Origin of the sequence: Pseudomonas sp. MH10 (genome assembly GCF_034353045.1) — a bacterium.
Taxonomy (GTDB): domain Bacteria; phylum Pseudomonadota; class Gammaproteobacteria; order Pseudomonadales; family Pseudomonadaceae; genus Aquipseudomonas.
Window position 1 is genome coordinate 1,297,036 of record NZ_CP133783.1, and the last position, 19,608, is coordinate 1,316,643.

Sequence of the window (19,608 nt, forward strand, 5' to 3'; positions counted from 1 at the left end):
GACAGCCATTGTGCAAGATTCTGGCGGGGCCAATCTTCACAATTAATTTAACTTTGCGTGAAGACTTGGGGACCGTCTGCGCCAAAGAATAGCAGCACACCCACTCCCTCCAAGTGAACGTTATGCAATCCAGACGGTGGTTTCTTTTATACGGCAGCGCCGGCGTAGCCCTCGCCGCCAGCGGTGTACTCGGTTTACGTGCCTTCGCTGCGTCGCCGCTGCCAGCAACAACGGCCCGCGCCACGCAAGTGTTCGACGTGACCCACAGCGACGCTGAATGGCACACACTGCTGACCCCAACTCAATATGACGTACTGCGTAACAGCGGCACTGAAAGGCCTGGTAGCAGTCCGCTAAACAATGAACACCGCACAGGTCGGTTTGCCTGCGCCGGGTGTCAGTTAGAGGCGTTTTCTTCCAGCACCAAATTTGAGAGCCACACCGGCTGGCCGAGTTTCACTTCGCCGCTGGCCAACGCCGTCGCGGAAAACCGTGACACTTCGTTCGGCGTCGAGCGCACCGAAGTGCATTGCCGGCGTTGCGGCTGTCACTTGGGCCACGTCTTCGATGATGGCCCCGAACCCACCGGCTTGCGTTATTGCATGAACGGTGTGGCCATGACTTTTACACCAGGGCAGGCGTGAGTCAGCCCATGACTTGCGGCAACTGAACGGTCACTTATAAGGAATTGAAGCGATGTTACTGATCATTTTGTCGTACCTGGGCGGCGTGCTAACGATCCTCAGCCCCTGCATCCTCCCGGTACTGCCGTTCGTCTTCGCCCGCTCCGGTGAGCCGTTCCGTCGCAGTGGTTTGCCGTTGTTGTGCGGCATGGCGTTGACCTTCGCGCTGGTCGCCACCTTGGCCGCTGTCGGCGGTGGCTGGGTGGTGCAAGCCAACCAATATGGGCGCTGGCTGGCCATCGCGCTGATGGCTTTTTTCGGCGTGACCTTGTTGTTTCCGCATTTGGCCGATCGCCTGACCCGCCCACTGGTGTCCATGGGGGACCGGCTGTCCAATTCGGCCCGCACTGAGCCCGGTAAATCCAGCGTCAAATCCTCGTTTGTGTTGGGGGTTGCGACAGGGTTGTTATGGGCGCCGTGTGCCGGCCCGATTCTCGGCCTGGTTTTGACCGGCGCTGCATTGCACGGTGCCAGTGTCGGCACCAGTTTTCTGCTGTTGGCTTATGCCGCCGGTGCGGCCACTTCGTTGGCGTTGGCGTTGTTGATCGGCGGCAAGCTGTTCACCGCAATGAAACGCTCGTTGGGCGCTGGGGAATGGCTGCGTCGGGGTTTGGGCGTTGCCATGTTGTGCGGCGTGGCCGCCATTGCGTTGGGGCTGGACACCGGTTTGCTGACCAAGGTCTCTACCGTGGCCACTGCGGGGATCGAACAAAAGTTGTTGGATACGCTGTCGCCCTCGCGGGTCGCCTCTTCATCGCCATCGCCATCGCCATCGCCTGAAGCACAGGGTAATGGCATGCTCAACGTCGGCTTGCAGAACACCGCCACTACACCGTTGTCGTTACCGGTAGAAGGCATGTTGCCCGATCTCTCCGGCGCGGTGACCTGGCTGAACTCCGCACCACTGACCGCCGAGCAATTGAAAGGCAAGGTGGTGGTCATCGATTTCTGGACCTACTCCTGCATAAACTGCCTGCGCAGCCTGCCTTACGTCAACGCCTGGGCGAAGAAATACCACGACCAAGGCTTGGTGGTCATCGGGGTGCACGCCCCGGAGTTTGCCTTCGAGCGTGACGTTAATAACGTCAAAAAAGCGGTCCACGATTTGGGCATCAACTACCCGGTAGCGCTGGATAACGACTTCGCTATTTGGAAGGGGTTCAACAATCAATACTGGCCCGCGCATTACTTTGTCGATGCCAAAGGGCAAATTCGTTATCACCATTTTGGCGAAGGTGATTACGCGCAATCTGAACAGGTTATTCAGCAACTGTTGAACGAGGCCGGTCAGAAAAACGTCTCAAGCGATGTGGTGGTGGCGGACGCCCAAGGCGTGCAGAAGGGCGCAGACGATGCCCAAATGCAGTCGCCTGAGACCTACCTCGGTTATGACCGCACTGAAAACTTCGCCTCGGCCAGTGAGCAAGTGATGAACAAAGCGCATACCTACGCAGCACCGCTGCAGCCACGCCTCAACCAGTGGGGGCTAACGGGTAACTGGACTGCAAAACCCGAGCAAGTCGTGCTTGAACACGCACCCGGCCGCATCGTCTATCGCTTTCATGCGCGGGACTTGCACTTGGTGCTCGGGCCTGGCGCAGACGGCAAACCCGTGCGTTTCCGAGTCAGCGTCGATGGCGCAGCGCCGGGCGACAATCACGGCACCGACATTGCCGCCGACGGTAGCGGCACGGTGACCGCGCAACGGCTTTATCAGTTGGTGCGACAAAACGGTCCAGTGACCGATCACCTTTTCTCTATTGAATTTCTTGACCCCGGCGTACAGGCGTATGCGTTCACCTTTGGTTGATCACAGCCTGTCCTTAACACGTGAGGATTACCTATGAGTATGTTCAGTTTTGCCAAACAGAAAGCAACCCTGGCACTGAGTTGCGCAGGTGCTGTGGCGTTGATATTGGGCTTGTCCGTGCAATCGGCCAACTCTGCCGAACCGGTGGTGGCCCTCGCCCCACCGACACTGGATGAAGCCGTCGGCACGTCCCACAGCGAAGTCGCGGTATTTGCTGGCGGTTGTTTCTGGGGCGTTCAAGGCGTGTTTCAGCACGTGATCGGCGTCGACAATGCGCTGTCCGGTTATGCCGGCGGCGCGGCGAACACCGCCGAGTACGAGCAGGTCGGCTCCGGCGACACCGGGCACGCGGAATCTGTGCAGGTGACGTATGACCCGACGAAGGTGACGTATGGGCGATTGCTTCAGGTGTTTTTCTCGGTAGCACATAACCCGACCGAGCTGAACCGCCAAGGCCCTGATCGCGGCACACAATACCGCTCGGCGATCTTCCCGCAGAATCCAGAGCAGGAAAAAGTCGCTCAGGCATACATTGCGCAGTTGGAGGGATCGAAAGCGTTCAGCGCGCCGATTGTGACCAAGATCGAAGACCACAAGAACTTCTTCCCGGCGGAGGGTTATCACCAGAACTACCTGACCTTGCACCCGACCAGCCCGTACATCGCCATGAACGATTTACCCAAAGTGCAGAGTTTGAAAGAACTGGTGCCAACGCTTTATCGGGCCAATCCGGTGTTGGTGGGGAAGCTTTAATTGGTCACACCGAGACAATCGGCAGATAACACATCGGTGGGACCGAATTCAATCGGGAAGCGGCCTGAAAGACCGTATTGTTGCCTTCCCGAATGAATTCGGTCCCACGGTTTCTGGCGATGCACACATTTCTGTAGGTGCTGCCAAAGGCTGCGATTCAGATGTTCAGTGCCTACTATTCCGTGTCTGCCGAAAGTCTCTGTGGGAGTTGGCTCGCCAACGAAAGCGTCAATCCAGGCCACCCAAGCTTCAGGTCGACATCAGCGGCGTGACTACGGACCTCTTCGCAGGCAAGCCTACTCCCACAGTATCTGCGGTTACTTGCTATCAACCGTATCAATCAAGGGGTCGCTTCAGAAAACGGAATTTAAAGCACGTTAAGCGGGTGGCAGCGCTCGTAATGGCCTGCACTTCCCCGCACCGACCTTGGTGCGGTTGCGCCACAGGTAGTCGCCCGTCAAATTGATGTGCTCCCAGCCCAGCGGGGATAGGTATTGCAACAGCGCGTCAATGCTTTTGCCGTGATTGCGCAAGGCGTTCACGGCTCGTTCCAGATAGACGGTATTCCACAGCACAATAGCCGCCGTCACCAGATTGAGGCCGCTGGCCCGGTAGCGCTGTTGCTCGAAGCTACGGTCGCGGATCTCTCCTAGCCGGTTAAAGAATACAGCCCGAGCCAATGGACGGTTACGCCGAGTTCATCCAGGTACACACGCAAGTGCCATGGCGCAGCATGCGTGGGATGCGCAACCGCATTGCTCACGGTTACTTCGATATCAACCTGGATGTCGTGTGGGAGACGGTTAAAACGGCGTTGCCAGAGTTGTTGACGCAGCTCTCCACCGTTCTCCAGGACGCCGACGATAAAAGAAACAATCCAACAAGAGACACGCCATGTTAATCGGCTATGCACGTGTCTCGACGCAAGATCAGAACCTGGAACTACAACGTGAAGCCTTGACCCTGGCAGGGTGTCAGAAGGTCTTCGAGGACAAGGTAAGTGGTACGAGGGCAGACCGGCCAGGCCTGGGTAAGGCGCAAGAAATACTGCGTGAGGGCGACACCCTGGTGGTCTGGAAGCTGGATCGCCTGGGGCGTAGCGTCAAGCAGTTGGTCGACCTGGTCGGCGAGCTGCACAAACAAGGTGTCCAGTTCAAGAGCCTGACCGACGCCATCGATACCGGCACCTCATCAGGTCGGTTCTTTTTTCATGTAATGGCCAGTCTCGCTGAAATGGAGCGTGAGCTGGTCGTTGAGCGAACCCGTGCGGGGGTTGACGTTGCCCGCCAACTTGGCCGTAAAGGTGGCCGCAAGCCCAAGATGACCGAAAGCAAAATCGAGTCCGCCAAAAAGTTGCTGGCAAGTGGCGTTCCGCCCAAGGATGTAGCCAAGAACCTCGGGGTTTCAGTTTCTACGTTATACCGTTGGATTCCAGCGTCAGAACATGCTTAAGAGTTCTTTTTTATGAAACTATCATAACTACCGTCCTTGATTGGGCTTTTAACAGAAAGCTCACGGCTTTCCTGAGAAAAATAGATGGAAACTAATAATACACAGAAATAAAAAGCCCTGAATCAAAATTGATTCAGGGTGAATAAAATTTAAAAAATCTTACTTGTCAAACAATGAGTTACTTTAGAAGTTTCACTGCTGCTTGAGCAAGACTAATGAACAACTCGTCATCCTGCGCATCAAAATCGCCATCGCCGTCAGCATCTCCTTTTACGTCTACCTTGTCGTAATTTCCATTCTTCCCTGAAGAAGACACGGAGGTAGAAAATTCAAGTTCTTTTCCAGAGTAGAATTCGAGCAGAACTTCAGGACTACCATCACGGTCAAGATCTTCAATTGAAATACGGATTTCCTTAGCAGCCATCATTACACCTCATCCATTGAATTAAGTAATAGCCACATCGCTCAAAGAACGCGTGCCCTTACTAACAGTAGGCCATCCCCCCCACAACCGTCCACCGGTAGCAAAACAGGTAGGGCTATTTTTTGATCGGCGGTCGTGAGAGGTATGCCGAAAACTCCGTCAGTAAACAATCTTTTACAACGGCCCCACCGTTGGCCCCTCCTTTACGAGGTTTGTGGCATCGCCGGAAAAATCGGAGGTTCCGGCTGCCCGTCACTGTGCACGCTTAGCGTGCTTTAAATTCCGTTTTCTGAGACTGGCCCATCAAATCCCAGGGCCGTCCCGGCTTCGCCCCAGGGCATGAATGAATTCATTCCACAGAGAATCAAGTTGCCTGGCGTAAGCGCACCCGTCGATTAAACACCCACAACCCCACCAAGGTCAGGCCGATGCCTGCCACGCTTAGTGACGTCAGGGCATCACCAAATTGCAGATAAGCCCAGAGCATGGTGACCGGCGGTGTCAGGAACAGGGCGCTGCTGACGCGTTGCAGGCTGTAGCGTTGTAAGCACAGCCAATAAAATCCATACCCGCCCAGTGTCGACAGGATGACCAACCAACCCACGCCTAACCCGAAGCTGAGGGAAGCAATCGGCCGCAGGCTGCCTTCGTACAGTGCCAACAGCGCAAATACGGGCAACGACGCACACACCTGAATAAACAGCGCCAGCAGTCGCGGCATTTGACTGGGGCGTTGCTTCTGGTAATGGGTCACGGCAGCCAATGACAGCACGCCGATTAACGGCAAACTATAAGCCCAGACCGCTGCGGTTCCGAGTTCAAGGCCTGTGCCACTGGCAATGATCATCCCCAGCACGCAGATACCCAGCCCGCACCATTGCCACCCGCGAGTGCGTTGATCGGGGTAAAACGCGGCCATCAGCACGATCATCAACGGCAACAGGTTGGCAATCAGCGCAGTCATCCCCGGTGCCACTCCGCACTCAATCGCTTTGGCGATGGGTGCGATATAACCGGCGATCGCAAACAGGCCCATCAGCGCTTGGCGCACACCATCTCGCCACTCCAGCCGCCGTAATTCGCCCATCACAAACGGCAGCAACACCAGCGCAGCCAGTACAAAGCGCCAGAAGGTCGCCAAAAATACCCCACTTTGCTCAGCCACATAGCGGTAGCCAATGAAACCCGAACTCCAGCTGAGCACCATGGCTGCCAGCAGCAGAACGGGGGTAAACCTCAGCAGATTGATAGGTCGCCGGGCGCAGGGCGTCGCCAAGGGGACGGTTTGTCGGAGAATCATGGGCAATACCTGTGCAGGGTGTCTGCAACAGGGTATGAATAGAGCGGTAATGCAATCAAACGATACGATTAGCAGCAGTGATGCAGGAATCCTCAACCATGGCCAACACCCTGGACATCGATCTTTTGCGAACCTTCCACGCCGTTGTCCGGTTCGGGCAGTTTCTGGCGGCGTCGGCTTTTCTCAATCGCAGCCCGTCGGCGGTGAGTCTGCATGTGCGGCGTCTGGAGGATGTAGTCGGTGGGCAATTATTTGAGCGCGACAACCAGACCGTGGCGTTGACCCCGCTGGGGCGCCGTTTCGCGCTGCACACGGCGCAACTGCTAAGGCTGCATGATCAGGTGCTCGACAGCTTTAGCCATCCGGTTGCCAGCGGCCGGGTGCGTTTGGGGATATCGGAGGAGTACGCCGGGGCTTTGCTGCACTGCACGTTGCCGTCGCTGACCACGCATTTTCCGCACATTGAATTGGAAATCGAGACCGGTTCCAGCGGGCGTTTGCGGACACGATTGACCCGGGGCCAACTGGATCTGGCGCTGGTCGTTGAACCTATGGGCGTGCCCTCGCCCGACCACCAACCCGCACGAACCTTTGGCACGACCCAACCGATATGGGTCGCGGCGCATCAGTACCGGATCGACAGCACCCGACCCGTGCCGTTGGCGCTGCACGGTAAAGGTTGCCCCTATCGCGCAGTGGCTATTGATGCTTTGGCACACGCCCAGCGGCGATGGCGCACGGTGGTCATGAGTGCGGGGGGAATGGCGCTGGAGATGACCATTAGCGCTGGGCTCGCCATCGGCATCATCGACCGCGCCCGGATCGGCACTGATATGCGCGAACTGACACTTGACGATGGTTTCCCAGAACTGCCGCTGCACGAATTGAAGCTGATGAAAGCACCGGGAAACGCCAGTGCGGCCGTTGAAGTAATGGTTCAGTTGATAAGCGAACACTTCCGGCTGTAAGCGGCTACAGACGCCCAATTTCATCCAGTACCACTTTCTGCTCGGGTGGTGAACGCTGTTGGATTTCCGCTGCGAATAATGCCGTGAAGCGACGCTTTATTATTTCCAAGGTCGCATCAAACGCCGCTTGGATGGCGTCTAGGCTGCCTTGGACATCCGACGGATCGGCCAGTCCCCAGTGGCTTTTAATCGCCGGGCCAAAGTACACCGGACACGGCTCGCCAGCCGCTTGGTCACAGACCGTGATTACAATATCGGGCGGCGAATCGGCATACACTTCTGAGCCTTTGCTGTACAGCCCGTGGACTGAAACCCCCGCTTTTTCCAACGTCGCCAGCGCGCGAAGATTCAGCTGCCCGCTGGGAAAGCTGCCAGCGCTAACCGCCTGAAAACCCGCTGGGGCCATATGATTGAACAACGCTTCGGACAGCACGCTGCGGCAACTATTGGCGGTACACATGAACAGGATTTTCATCGGAGCCTCATGAATTTTATGACAACAACTAAAGGAGATGCCGCCTCTATAACGCCACGGGAAAGCTCAAGCGAAGCGCCAGCGCGGCCAATGTGACGATGAGAATCGGCACAGTCAGGAGGCTGCCGACTTTGAAGTAGTAGCCCCAACTGATGCGGATGTTTTTGCCGGCCAGGACGTGCAGCCACAACAGCGTTGCCAGACTGCCAATAGGTGTGATTTTTGGGCCGAGGTCACTGCCGATGATGTTGGCGTAAATCATCGCCTGCTGAACCACTGCGGTGGTTTCCGTACCCTGAATCGACAGCGCCCCGATAAGTACCGTCGGCATGTTGTTCATGATCGAGGACAGCAGTGCCGAGGTTATTCCTGTGCCCATCGCCGCGCCCCAAACCCCGTGTTCAGCAAAACGCCCAAGCAATGCAGTCAGGGCGTGGGTCAGCCCGGCGTTGTGCAGGCCGTAAACCACCAAATACATCCCCAAGGAGAACACGACGATTTGCCACGGGGCATTTTTGATCACCTTGCGCACCGAGATCACCTGCCCACGTGCAGCAATCATCAACAGTAAAACCGCACAGGCCGCTGCTACCGCGCTGATGGGTATCCCCAGCGGTTCCAAGGCAAACAGCCCTATCAGCAATAAACCCAATACCCAACCGCCAGCACGGAATGTGGCCCGATCACGAATCGCTGCGGCGGGGTCTTCTAGCTGCTCGGGGTCGTAGTTACCGGGGATGTCTTTGCGAAAATACAGCCACAGCATCAGCAACGTCGCCGCGACGCTGACCACATTGACCGGCCACATCACGGACGCGTATTCACCGAAACCCAGGTTGAAAATGTCCGCCGAGACAATGTTGACCAGGTTTGACACCACCAACGGCAGGCTCGCGGTGTCTGCGATAAACCCCGCAGCCATGACGAACGCCAAGGTCGCAGCAGGAGAAAAGCGCAACGCCGTCAGCATGGCAACGACGATTGGCGTCAGGATCAAGGCCGCACCGTCGTTAGCGAACAGCGCGGAAACCAACGCTCCCAGCAACACCATCAAGGCAAACAGCCGAACACCGCTGCCCCGGCCCCAACGGGCAACGTGCAATGCGGCCCATCTGAAAAATCCCGCGTCATCCAGCAGCAAACTGATGATGATCACCGCAATAAACGTCGCCGTCGCATTCCAGACAATGGCCCATACCGTTGGGATATCCCCTAAATGGACCACCCCGGTCAACAACGCCAACACCGCTCCGGCAGCGGCGCTCCAGCCGACACCAAGGCCTTTGGGTTGCCAGATGACCAATACCAACGTGAACACAAAAATCAATGCAGCCAATAACATCCGAGGCACTCAAACAAGGGGTTGAAGATCAGCAGCACGCCGCTATACGAACAGGTCGCTCGCCCATAGCGGCCAGACGTTTGCTGTCGCTGGCGATCCAGGGCGTGTTGGCTTCTTGCGTTACCCGCAGCACCTCACGCGCCCATTCGGGCAGCGCGGTGTGCAGGCGGTAATAAATCCATTGACCCTGACGACGGTCTTCCAGCAGGCCACATGCGCGTAACTGCGCCAGGTGACGAGAAATTTTTGGCTGGCTGTCGTCAAGGGCGCAGATCAGTTCGCACACGCACAACTCGTTTTCACGGCACAACAACAGCATGATCCGTACACGGGTTTCATCACCCAGGCACTTGAAAAACACAGGGGGCTCGATGTTCATACACCTGCGGCCTTCTCTTTATATATGGATATTCGAATATACAGATATATGAACGATAAAACAGAACCCATTTTTGATGCCTGACAGAAAACCGATGAGAAGCTTTGCATTAAATGGGTTGCGACCGGCAGACTGGCGGTGAAGGCTCCGAGTGCCAAGGCCTGCGTCGAAGCGCTACTCACTCAACAGACAACCCCCCTGCGCCGTCTCTACCGGCGCAAAACACGTAGAGCCCGCGTAACATGCCCGATCCATTGACTCACGACCCGCTGCGCGGAGAGCAGACATGCCCACTTCATTTCTTTCCCGCGTCAAGGCACGCCGTTTGATCCTGTTGCTCATGGCGTTGCTGGTCGTCGGTCTGCCCGCGAGCTGTGCGCTGCTCAAGCATGAGGAACGCAAATTGCTGTTCCAGATCGAGCCCGGTACCGCCAGTTGGTATCACGGCTTGCCCGCCGACGTTCAGGAGCTGGAGCTCAAAACCTCGGCCTTTGGCACATCGCAAAATATTCACGCGTGGTGGTGGCCTGCGGCACAGGCCGGGGCGCCCTCTATCCTGTATTTGCACGGCACACGCTGGAACCTGACGGGCCAGTTGTTCCGCATCGAACAACTGCACGCCATGGGCTTTTCCATTCTGGCCATCGACTACCGTGGTTTTGGCCAAAGCCAAGGTGCGCTGCCATCGGAAAGTACGGTCTATGAAGACGCACGCATCGCGTGGGCGCGCTTTAAAATCTTGCAGCCTGACGCCAACAAACGTCTGATTTACGGTCATTCATTGGGCGGTGCGGTGGCGATTGATTTGGCGAAAGAACTGGGCAATGACGTAAAGAGCGACGGCAGCGGTAAGCAGGCGCGTGGGTTGATTATTGAATCCACCTTCACCTCACTGGCCGACGTGGCAACCGCCGTCGCCAAGACATCGCTGCCAGTGCGTTGGCTGCTGTCGCAGAAGTTCGACTCCATCGACAAAATCGCCGACATCCATATGCCGGTGCTGATTGTCCACGGTACTGCCGACCCGTTTGTGCCGTCGCGCTTCAGCGAGGAGCTTTACCACGCCGCGCAGGAACCGAAAAACTTGCTGCTGGTTCAGGGCGGTACGCATAACAACAGCATGAGCTTGGGGCGAGAGGCCTACAGCCAAGCAATCAAGGCGCTGTTGAAATCAGACAATACGGCAGTCCACGCAGTGATACCGACCGCAAAACCAGCGGAGCCTGCAGAAAGCAGCGTCTCGGGCTGACTAAACGACGGCTGCGTCTGAGTCACACTAAACGGTTTGCTGCGAATCACGACCGTGCCGGGATTGCAGTCGGAAACGACGCGCCCTTGCAGGTGCTTAATCACACCGTCAGGCGTTTCGATGGGTAGCTCGGCCAACTCTTTCAACGGCATATTCCACCATTGACTGGCCAACAGACCGTCGATGGTCGGTTGGTCGAAACGATAGCGAATGACCTTGGCCGGTGAGCCGGCCACTATGGCGTAAGGGGGCACATCTTTGCTGACCAGCGATTGCGCACCAATCACCGCGCCGGTGCCAATAGTCACACCTTCGAGAATCAGCACGTCCATGCCGATCCACACATCGTGTCCAATCGTGGTTTGCGCCGCGCCTGAATGATGGGGCGCCGCGCCGCCGAATTTCTGACGAAGACCAACCAGCCCCGTGTGCGAGGTCAACCAACTCAACGGATGGGACTTGCGGTCTTGGCCGATGGTGACGTTCTTGGCCACGGAGCAGTAGCGCCCAATGCTCGACACATGATGCAGTTCCGAGCCGCTGACAATATCGGTGTAGGCGCCGATCCTCAGCTTGCTCGACCGCACGTTGACCTGATGAAGTTTTACCCCCTCCTCCAGCGTCAACTCAGTGTCGCAACGTAAACCACGGGTGCCACTGTCAAATCGGCATTTGTTTTTCCAGAGCGTCTTTTTTAGTTTTCTATCCAGCAGCGCTCGTTTGAAGAGATTCATCCTGAAATCCACTCGCCTCATAAGTGGCCCAATACTGGCACATTACAACTAACAAGAGTTCGTAAAAAAAAACCGCCGTCGCCTCACTAAGATTATTTCGACGTGCTGTCGATCTGGACTTAGTCCAAGCGACTATTACTGATACGTAAGTTTCAGTAATAACTTCACCCTGGGAGAACACCCCCCATGAAGACCTACCTGGTTGCACCACCCAAGATCGTGTCACGCGAAGAGTGGCTTACAGCGCGCATGCAGCACCTTCAGCATGAAAAAGCCCTCACCCAGCAACGCGACCAACTCAACGCCGAGCGTCGCGGTTTGCCGTGGGTCAAGGTCGAGAAAACCTACCGATTCAAAGGACCCCAAGGCACCCAGACCCTCTGCGACTTATTCGGCAGCAACAGTCAGTTGTTGATCTATCACTTCATGTTTGGGGCTGGCTGGAAGGAAGGCTGCAAGGGCTGCTCATTCGTGGCCGACCACTTCGACGGCGCCAACCTGCATCTGCCCCATCATGACGTTTCGCTGGTGGTAGTCTCCCACGCCCCGCTCGCGGAATTTCTACCGTTCAAACAGCGCATGGGCTGGGATTTCGACTGGGTGTCTTCGGCGGGCAGTGACTTCAACGAGGACTATCAGGTGTCGGCCACGCCCGAGCACATCGAGGCTGGCGACGTCATTTACAACTACGAACTTAGCCAGGATCCCGCTGAGGAAATGCCCGGATTGAGCGTGTTTTACAAAAACCCAGCGGGTGAGGTTTTTCATACCTATTCGACGTATGCACGGGGAATGGACATATTGCTCGGCACCCACAACTTGCTTGACCTCACGCCCAAAGGCCGGGATGAACAAAGCACGATGGGATGGGTTCGCCATCACGACCGCTATGACGGTGCGCCCGTGAAAGAAGCATCAAGTAGCTGTGCTGAAACATCGAACCGTTAATACCGAAGAAATGCGGCGACGGGTAACTACCGGCAAATCAAAATGTCACGATTGCTAACAAAGCATGTTGTACTAGTGACACTCTCATTCTTTGCCGGTACACCCGTGGACACTAAAAAATCCGACCGCATCAAACTGATTCAACAAGCGCTACAGGATCAAAAAGCCATCCACTTGCGAGAAATGGCGGCCTTGCTGGACGTGTCGGAAATGACCCTGCGCCGCGACCTCGGTCGTCACACCGACGAATTTCGCTTGTTAGGCGGCCACATTACCCGGGTGTTCGACACCAACGAGGCCAGCGATTATAGGGTCACCGAACAAGACACTCGGCACGTGGAGGAAAAACGCCGAATCGGCAAATTGGCCGCCGCCTTTATCCTGCCGGGCGACACGGTATTTTTCGACTGCGGTACCACCATTCCGTTTGTGGTGGACTTCATTCCTGACGAGTTGGAGTTCACGGCGGTGTGCAACTCACTGAACGTCCTGCTCAAGCTGCAACAAAAACCCAATTGCAACATCGTCCTGTGCGGCGGCACGTATCACCGTAAAAACCAGGTGTTTGAAAACCGTGCCGAAAGCGGAATCCTCGACAGCGTTCGGCTGACCTGGGCCTTCCTTTCCGCCGCCGGGGTCAGTCAGGAATTCGGCGTGACCTGCTTTAACCTCAACGAAGTCGAGGTCAAACAAAAGGTCTTGCGCCAAGCCCAACAATGCATGCTGCTGGCCGACCATTCCAAGTTCGACGCCGTACGTACCGCGCACTTCGCCTCGCTGGAAGATTTTCATTACGTCATCAGCGACAAAAAAATCCCCAAGCTTTACCGCGACTTGGTAAGCAGCAGCGGCATGCAGCTGGTGGTGTGAGGGGTGAAGGGCGGCACCTGTGTGATTTGAGATCGCAGGGTGTCAGGACTGAAGCCTTCCCGAATAAATTCGGTCCCGCAGATTTTAGCGATGCACAGATTTCTGTAGGCACCCTCTACATTTCGGGAATCAGAGTTCGCTCTCAAGCTGCCGCCGCTCAGCCTCAGTCAGATACCCGGTGGTGACACTGAATTGGGCGCTCTCCCCGGCTGCCAATGAGCGAATATTGCCCTTGGCAGATTCCGCTTTATAACCCTCCGGCTCGCAGGTCGCGGGTAATATGAAGGCCGCGACTTGCTGATCGGCGTTGTGCAGTATCCAGCGGGCCGCATGTTCGAACTGCTCGGGTCGATAGCGGGTGTAAAACGCCGGACCCTCTGGGTGTACCAGTAAAAAATGCGCATCACCCTGGCTGTCCGCCCGCGCGCCGTCGAAAAAACAGACGATCTCCGGGTCGTACAGCTCGGGGGAATGAAGCACCTGCAAGCGCGACGGTTCTGCCGTCAGTTGCGCCATATAGCGCGTCCACGCCGGTGTCGGACGGACATGCGCTGGCACACTGCTGCGCACCCTCGTCTGCTCAACACCCAACGGTTCGACAAAGCGCGCACCTTCCACGTAGGCGTAATTCATGTGCGCCATGTACATCAACTCCATCGGCACACCCGCCAGGTTGGTGACCTGCATGCCGATATCGAAGAGTGCCGAATCCGCGCGCAAGGTGACGCTGGGACGTGCCTGGTAGTGGTCACCAAACCCTTGCACGTATTCATACTCGCCGCCAAGCCGAAGGAAGGTTCCTGCGCTGTCTTCACCGACTTCCAGCCACGCGCTGTCCATCGGCGCACAAGGCATTTCGCCGTGCAGCGGGTGATCGTCTTCCGGGCCGGGGCAGCCGTTGCGCAGCAGACCGCTGTGGAACATAAAGCAGCCATAGGTGCCGATCACGGTGGGGCTTGGTCGCGGCTGGCTGAACATATTGCGCATGGTCAGATCGCACCCATCGAACACCGCTGACCAAATCATCTGCCCCTGATACGGCAACACCACCACTCGCCCACGGCTGTTATCCAAGGCCAAGGCCAACACGCCGGATGGGTAAGTCCAAGCGCTGACGTTGAAATCAGCTGACGCCAGCAAGGTCTTCTCAGCCCCGGCGAACAGCGCCGGAAACAGCGCAATGGTCGTTTTTTTCATCGAACCGGCAGTCATGAGACCGCCACTGCGCCGACTGGCAGGTGTTCGCTTTTCGAATGACGCAGGCAGTGCATCGCATAGCCGACGATCACCACGAAACACACCAACGGCACGCTATAGGCCAGTTGCATATTGCCGCCGGTGTAGTCGGACAGCAGGCCCTGGAAGATCGGAATGACCCCGCCGCCGACGATGCTCATCACCAACAGCGAACCGCCGACGCCGGTGTCTTCGCCCAAGCCGTCGATGGTGAGGCCATAGATGGTCGGCCAGCACGGGCCAAGGAAAATACTGACGCCCACGGCGGCGTACACCGCAGAAATGTTTGGCACCAGAATCGTGTACGCCAGCAACACAATGCACAGCACGCCGTACAACGCCAAGACCTTGGCTGGGTGCAGTTTGCGCATGAGTAAGTTAGCAATCACTTTACCGACGAAATAAGCGGCGAAGGTGGTGAGCAAGAACCACGACGCGCTGCGCTCGTTCATCCCGCCCATCTGCATCGCCAGGCGAATGGTGAAACTCCAAACCCCCACTTGCGCGCCGACGTACAGGAACTGCGCTAGCACACCGAACACAAAGCGCGGATTACGGCGCAAGCGCGACAGGCTTTGGCCCAGGCTGCTCTGTTTGACTTTGGCTTTGATGATGCCCTTGCAGGCCGGGAATTTAGTGACTGCGACCAGAATGAACATCAGTACCAGAACAGCGATCATCCATTTGTAAGGAAGCAAGGTCGACTGAATCATCTGCAGCTGTTGGACTGCCGCGTCGGCGGGGCTCATTTGCAACAGTTGCGCATGGCTGGCGTCGGTATCCTTGAACATCACGAAGCTGCCGACGTACACCCCGGCCATGGCGCCGAACGGGTGAAAGGTCTGGGAAATGTTCAAACGCCGGGTACCGGTTTCACGTGGTCCCATCAAGGTGGAGTAGGTGTTGCAGGCGGTTTCCAGGAACGACAGGCCGGCCGCGATCACAAACAACGCCAGCAAAAACATTCCGTACTTGGCGGTGGATGCAGCCGGAAAAAACAGCAAGCAGCCAAACATGTACAGCAGCAACCCGACGAGAATCGTGGTTTTGTAACTGAACCGCCGAACCACCAAAGCGGCCGGGATCGCAACAAAAAAATAGCCCAGATAAAATGCCGACTGGACGAAGGCAGTCTGGAAATCACTGAGTAAAAAAGCCTTTTTGAACTGAGCAATCAACACGTCGTTCATGCTGGCGGCTGCCGCCCACAGGGCAAAAATGCTGCACAACAGCAGGAAGGCAAACCAGGGCGTTCGGTTGAGGTAAAACCCGTCAGACGTCTGTTGGAGCGCAGGCTTAATCATTATTGTTCTCCGTAAAAAGCAGGGATCGAAACAGCCCATTCAGGCGTGGCGTTCCGACAGGTGGTTTTGCAGGAATTCGGCGAACTTCAACGCGTCAGGGTAAGAAGTCTGGGTGCCCAGCCCGGTGACAGAACAGGCGGAATAGGCCACGGCCAAGGTCATGGCGTGTTTGATATCGCGGGTTTGTGTCCAGTGATGGGCGAAACAACCGATGAATGCATCACCAGCGCCGGTGGTGTCGACTGCGCAGACCGCATGCCCGTTGACCCGGAACTCGCCGTCTTCACCGACATACAACGCGCCCTGTTCACCCAGGGTCACGATGACATGGCGAATCCCGTCCGCCACCAGCAACCGTGCCGCGATCAAGGCGGATTCGGGCGAGGTCACGGGCTGACCGCTGATGAGCGCCAGTTCGGTTTCGTTAGGAATCAGGAAGTCGAGTTGCGCCAGCTGTAAACGGTCAAGCCCTGCCAGCGCCGGGGCCGGATTGAGCAACACCGGAATGCCCTGCTGCTTGCCGAACGCGATGGCGTGATAAACCGTTTCCAGTTCAATTTCCAGCTGCACGACGATCAACGCACAATCACGCAAGGCCGCGTGGGCGGCGTCGATATCGGCAGGTTTGAGGTGCGCGTTGGCGCCTTTGATGATCAGGATGCTGTTATGGGAATCACTTTTGACGAAGATCGGCGCAACGCCACTGGACACCCCCTGGACACGGGTCACGTGCTGGGTATTGACGCCATACAGCTGGAAATTGGCCAGGGTGTTGTCAGCAAAAACATCGTCACCGACTTTACTCACCATCACCACGTCGGCGCCCAACTTGGCAGCAGCCACCGCTTGGTTGGCGCCTTTACCGCCACAGCCCATGGCAAAACCAGGCGCTTCGAGGGTCTCGCCCTGCAAGGGCATTCGATCGATGTAGGTGATCAGATCCACCATATTGCTGCCAATGACCGCGATCTTGCTCATTGTTCTGGCTACCTTGTTTACGCCGGGGGCAATCACCCGATGCGCTATTATTTTTGTTACTTTAATAACATATTTTGTGATTATCCAATCTTTTTTTTGAGTTGGGCGATCAACGCTGGCTGCAATCCCAGTGAGATGCCGGAGGCGGCGATTTTTGTGGGGTGTCAGTTAGGATGCTTCCCGAATGAATTCGGTCCCACGGTTTTGGCGATGCACAGACTTCTGTAGGATCTGCCGAAGGCTGCGATCAGATGTTCAGTGCCTGGCCAAAATCTCTGTGGGCTTGCCAACGAAAGCGTCAAGGCAGACGACCCAGGTTTCAGGTCAACATCAGCGGCGCGATTACGGGCCTCTTCGCAGGCAAGCCTGCTCCCACGCATGAGCTTTGTGCGCCGATGAAGCGCAGAGCTGTTGCGGCATCGCCTACCGATACCCCCGCGCCTGTAAGTCAAACAACTGCGCGTAGCGACCGCCCGCCGCCACCAGGCTGGCGTGGTCGCCGCGTTCAAGCACTCTGCCCTGATCCAGCACGACGATCTGATCCGCGTTGCGCACGCTGGAGAACCGATGCGAAATCAACAGCGTCATCCGGCCTTTTGCATGTTCTCGAAAGTGCTCAAACACCGCTGCTTCGGCAGCGGCGTCGAGGGCTGCAGTGGGTTCGTCGAGGATTAGGATGTCAGCGTTGCGGCGCATGTACGCCCGGGACAGGGCTATTTTCTGCCACTGACCGCCCGACAACTCTTGACCTCCGGCAAACCAGCGGCCGAGCTGAGTGCCAAAGCCACCGTCCAGCGCGTCGATGAATTGCGCGGCCATGCCTTGGGTCGCGGCTTCGCGCCAGCGGGCCTCATCGCCAAACGCGTCAATGTCGCCGACCCCAAGGTTTTCGCCGACGGTCAGTTGATAGCGAATGTAATCTTGGAATATTACCCCGATGCGCCGGCGTAATGCGTCCTCGCTCCAGTCGTTAAGGTCGCTGCCATCGAGCAGGATGCGGCCTTGGTCGGGGCGATAAAGGCGTGTTAACAGCTTGATCAAGGTGGTTTTGCCCGAGCCGTTTTCTCCCACCAGCGCCACGCTGAGGCCCGGCCGCAAATGCAGGTCAATGTTCTCCAGGGTAGCGAGTTGGGCGTCTGGATAAGTGAAGCCCACACCTTCGCAACGCAGCCCGTCGCCCGGCAATAAGCCCTGAGTAAGACCGCCGGCTTCTACGATCACCGGTTGCGCCAAGTACTCATAGAGATTGGACAGGTAAAGCCCGTCTTCGTATAAACCGCTGATGGCACTGAGGCTGCTGCTCACTGCACTTTGCCCTTGTTTGAACAACACCAGGTACATGGTCATTTGCCCGAGACTGATCAAACCGTCCACCGTATCAATCACGACCCAGGCGTAGGCTAGATAAAACGCGCTGGTGCCCAGCAAACCGAGGAGAAAGCCCCAACCATCGCGGCGCAGGGTCATTCGACGGTCTTCGCTGTAGAGCTTGGTGAAGGTATCTCGATAACGCTGCAGCAGGAGCGGCGCAAAGCCGAACAACTTGACCTCCTTGATGTAGGTCTCGTGGGAGAGCAAGGTTTCAATATAGTTTTGGTGGCGGGTTTCCGGGGCGCGGCGGCTAAACAAACGGAAGGCATCGCCGGAGAAATGCGCCTCGGCGAAGAACACGGGCAATGCGCCGAGAATCAATATCGCCAGCGCCCACGGTGAGAAATGCACCAGCAGCACGGCGAAGCTGATCAGCGAAATGAGATTTTGAATCAAGCCCAGGGATTTGGTGACCAAGGCCAGTGGCCGAGTGGAGGCTTCACGGCGCACGCGGACCAATTTGTCGTAAAACTCGGAATTCTCGAACTGCACCAGCGAAAGGGTTTGGGCCTTTTCCAGGATCAGGGTGTTAACCTTCTGCCCCAACTGCACCCGCAGCAACGACTGTTGAACGGAAAGACTCCGTTGCGCACCCGCCAATATCGCCAACACCCCTGCTTCGAACAACACGTAACGTAACACCGGCCAGAGCGGCGCGCTGCCTTGGCTCGCGTGCAACTGCATGGCCGCAACCACCGCATCGACGATCCGCTGCCCGAGCCATGCTGCCAAGGCGGGTAATATCCCGGCGACCAGGGTTGCCACGACTAGACCGATAAACAGCCCGCGTGAGGTGCTCCAGACCAGATCCAAGGCACGCTTCGCTTGGTCGAAAAATGAGGCGAAGCGGCTAACAACTGGCATGTGGCATAGAGCTCCGGGAAGACGTGGAGCATTGTGTCGTCATTGCGCGGGGACATCCAGTCGCGCAACACAGAGCCGATCCGTCTAATCGCTCACCTGAACCCTCCTGAATGTGTTGCTCTGCATCTCGTCGTGCAGTTCCTCGATCATCCGGGCAATGGCGTCTGCGTTTTTGAGCTTCTCCATGACAATCCCGGTCACGACCAGATCGACCCGCCCGGTCTTGCGGTCAAAAATCTTAACGGTAAGGGATGCATCGGCACCCAGCGTGCATTCACAAGCCAAGGGCATAAAGCTTTTTTCCAGGCAGCGGCGCAAATAGGACAGAGCAAACACGGGGCGTGCTCCTCTTGAAAGGAGGTTTAGGGACTCGCAAGTGGAATGGCATCCATGCATGCAATCGTCGTGTTGCTATGGGCCAGAGAATAAGAAATGGCGCCCGCAGACAAAACCCGAATTTGCACTGGA

Annotated in this window: 18 protein-coding genes and 3 pseudogenes; 9 read left to right on the forward strand and 12 right to left on the reverse strand. The window is 56.8% G+C overall.

The genetic code is table 11. The features are described 5' to 3' along the window. The first annotated feature begins 122 nt into the window (after positions 1-122). Genes msrB through msrA form a run of 3 tightly spaced genes read left to right on the forward strand, consistent with a single transcriptional unit; the run spans position 123 to position 3,246 of the window. Positions 123-644 carry a peptide-methionine (R)-S-oxide reductase MsrB gene (gene msrB, locus RHM59_RS05815; protein WP_322286164.1) on the forward strand — a complete coding sequence of 174 codons (522 nt, stop codon included), beginning with the start codon at positions 123-125 and terminating at the stop codon, positions 642-644. 52 nt (positions 645-696) lie between these two features. Continuing rightward, positions 697-2,493, forward strand: a complete 1,797-nt coding sequence (locus RHM59_RS05820; protein ID WP_322286165.1) for a cytochrome c biogenesis protein DipZ — start codon at positions 697-699, stop codon at positions 2,491-2,493. Positions 2,494-2,526: 33 nt separating this feature from the next. Continuing rightward, the gene (msrA, locus tag RHM59_RS05825) at positions 2,527-3,246 is read left to right on the forward strand and encodes a peptide-methionine (S)-S-oxide reductase MsrA (RefSeq protein WP_322286166.1); all 720 of its coding nucleotides are present in this window, start codon (positions 2,527-2,529) and stop codon (positions 3,244-3,246) included. Between the two features lie 377 nt (positions 3,247-3,623). Here the strand turns inward: msrA and RHM59_RS05830 are convergent. Further along, positions 3,624-3,926, reverse strand: a pseudogene (locus tag RHM59_RS05830) (Tn3 family transposase); the annotation flags it as partial. Here RHM59_RS05830 and RHM59_RS05835 point away from each other — a divergent pair. Together RHM59_RS05835 and RHM59_RS05840 are read left to right on the forward strand one after the other, a co-directional pair. Next, a pseudogene (locus RHM59_RS05835) lies at positions 3,926-4,147 on the forward strand (DUF86 domain-containing protein); the annotation flags it as partial. The pseudogenes RHM59_RS05830 and RHM59_RS05835 sit on opposite strands and share 1 nt — an antisense overlap. Further along, positions 4,141-4,698 (forward strand): recombinase family protein, encoded by a 558-nt coding sequence (locus tag RHM59_RS05840; RefSeq protein WP_322169669.1) that lies wholly within the window; start codon positions 4,141-4,143, stop codon positions 4,696-4,698. The pseudogene RHM59_RS05835 and the gene RHM59_RS05840, both read left to right, overlap by 7 nt. Positions 4,699-4,876: 178 nt before the next feature. Here the strand turns inward: RHM59_RS05840 and RHM59_RS05845 are convergent, their stop codons facing one another. Further along, a complete protein-coding gene (locus RHM59_RS05845) occupies positions 4,877-5,125 on the reverse strand; it encodes a hypothetical protein (protein WP_322286167.1) in 249 nt (82 codons plus the stop codon). A gap of 361 nt (positions 5,126-5,486) precedes the next feature. Next, positions 5,487-6,422, reverse strand: a complete 936-nt coding sequence (locus tag RHM59_RS05850) for a DMT family transporter (RefSeq protein WP_322286168.1) — start codon at positions 6,420-6,422, stop codon at positions 5,487-5,489. A 98-nt stretch (positions 6,423-6,520) separates the two neighbouring features. Here RHM59_RS05850 and RHM59_RS05855 point away from each other — a divergent pair, with 98 nt between their 5' ends. Further along, positions 6,521-7,390 (forward strand): LysR family transcriptional regulator, encoded by an 870-nt coding sequence (locus RHM59_RS05855; RefSeq protein ID WP_322286169.1) that lies wholly within the window; start codon positions 6,521-6,523, stop codon positions 7,388-7,390. Positions 7,391-7,394: 4 nt separating this feature from the next. Here RHM59_RS05855 and RHM59_RS05860 read toward each other — a convergent pair whose 3' ends face one another. Genes RHM59_RS05860 through RHM59_RS05870 form a run of 3 tightly spaced genes read right to left on the reverse strand, consistent with a single transcriptional unit; the run spans position 7,395 to position 9,586 of the window. Then, on the reverse strand, positions 7,395-7,865 hold the full coding sequence (locus tag RHM59_RS05860; protein WP_322286170.1) for an arsenate reductase ArsC: 471 nt from the start codon (positions 7,863-7,865) through the stop codon (positions 7,395-7,397). 46 nt (positions 7,866-7,911) lie between these two features. Continuing rightward, positions 7,912-9,207 (reverse strand): arsenic transporter, encoded by a 1,296-nt coding sequence (locus tag RHM59_RS05865; protein WP_322286171.1) that lies wholly within the window; start codon positions 9,205-9,207, stop codon positions 7,912-7,914. Between the two features lie 28 nt (positions 9,208-9,235). Further along, entirely contained in the window at positions 9,236-9,586 is a 351-nt protein-coding gene (locus RHM59_RS05870) for a metalloregulator ArsR/SmtB family transcription factor (RefSeq protein ID WP_322169656.1), read from the reverse strand. 286 nt (positions 9,587-9,872) lie between these two features. Between RHM59_RS05870 and RHM59_RS05875 the strand changes: the two genes are divergently transcribed. After that, a complete protein-coding gene (locus RHM59_RS05875) occupies positions 9,873-10,835 on the forward strand; it encodes an alpha/beta hydrolase (protein ID WP_322286172.1) in 963 nt (320 codons plus the stop codon). 23 nt (positions 10,836-10,858) lie between these two features. Here RHM59_RS05875 and RHM59_RS05880 read toward each other — a convergent pair. Then, positions 10,859-11,569: pseudogene (locus RHM59_RS05880) on the reverse strand (CatB-related O-acetyltransferase); the annotation flags it as partial. A gap of 186 nt (positions 11,570-11,755) precedes the next feature. Between RHM59_RS05880 and RHM59_RS05885 the strand changes: the two are divergent. Both RHM59_RS05885 and deoR read left to right on the forward strand, forming a co-directional pair. Next, positions 11,756-12,517, forward strand: a complete 762-nt coding sequence (locus tag RHM59_RS05885; RefSeq protein ID WP_322169652.1) for a thioredoxin family protein — start codon at positions 11,756-11,758, stop codon at positions 12,515-12,517. 105 nt (positions 12,518-12,622) lie between these two features. Continuing rightward, the gene (gene deoR / locus RHM59_RS05890; RefSeq protein ID WP_322169649.1) at positions 12,623-13,387 is read left to right on the forward strand and encodes a DNA-binding transcriptional repressor DeoR; all 765 of its coding nucleotides are present in this window, start codon (positions 12,623-12,625) and stop codon (positions 13,385-13,387) included. Between the two features lie 129 nt (positions 13,388-13,516). On the opposite strand, the gene RHM59_RS05895 is transcribed toward deoR, so the two are convergent. The 5 genes from RHM59_RS05895 to RHM59_RS05915 form a co-directional block, all read right to left on the reverse strand. After that, positions 13,517-14,584 (reverse strand): aldose 1-epimerase family protein, encoded by a 1,068-nt coding sequence (locus tag RHM59_RS05895; protein ID WP_322286672.1) that lies wholly within the window; start codon positions 14,582-14,584, stop codon positions 13,517-13,519. An 11-nt stretch (positions 14,585-14,595) separates the two neighbouring features. Next, positions 14,596-15,927 (reverse strand): L-fucose:H+ symporter permease, encoded by a 1,332-nt coding sequence (gene fucP, locus RHM59_RS05900; protein WP_322286173.1) that lies wholly within the window; start codon positions 15,925-15,927, stop codon positions 14,596-14,598. A gap of 39 nt (positions 15,928-15,966) precedes the next feature. Further along, positions 15,967-16,905: a ribokinase gene (rbsK, locus tag RHM59_RS05905; protein WP_322183938.1), complete on the reverse strand. Its 939-nt coding sequence runs from the start codon at positions 16,903-16,905 to the stop codon at positions 15,967-15,969. A 423-nt stretch (positions 16,906-17,328) separates the two neighbouring features. Continuing rightward, positions 17,329-19,140, reverse strand: coding sequence for an ABC transporter ATP-binding protein (locus RHM59_RS05910; RefSeq protein ID WP_322169643.1), 1,812 nt, complete (start codon positions 19,138-19,140; stop codon positions 17,329-17,331). Between the two features lie 84 nt (positions 19,141-19,224). After that, positions 19,225-19,476, reverse strand: a complete 252-nt coding sequence (locus RHM59_RS05915; RefSeq protein WP_322169641.1) for a DUF1652 domain-containing protein — start codon at positions 19,474-19,476, stop codon at positions 19,225-19,227. Between the last annotated feature and the right edge of the window lie 132 nt (positions 19,477-19,608).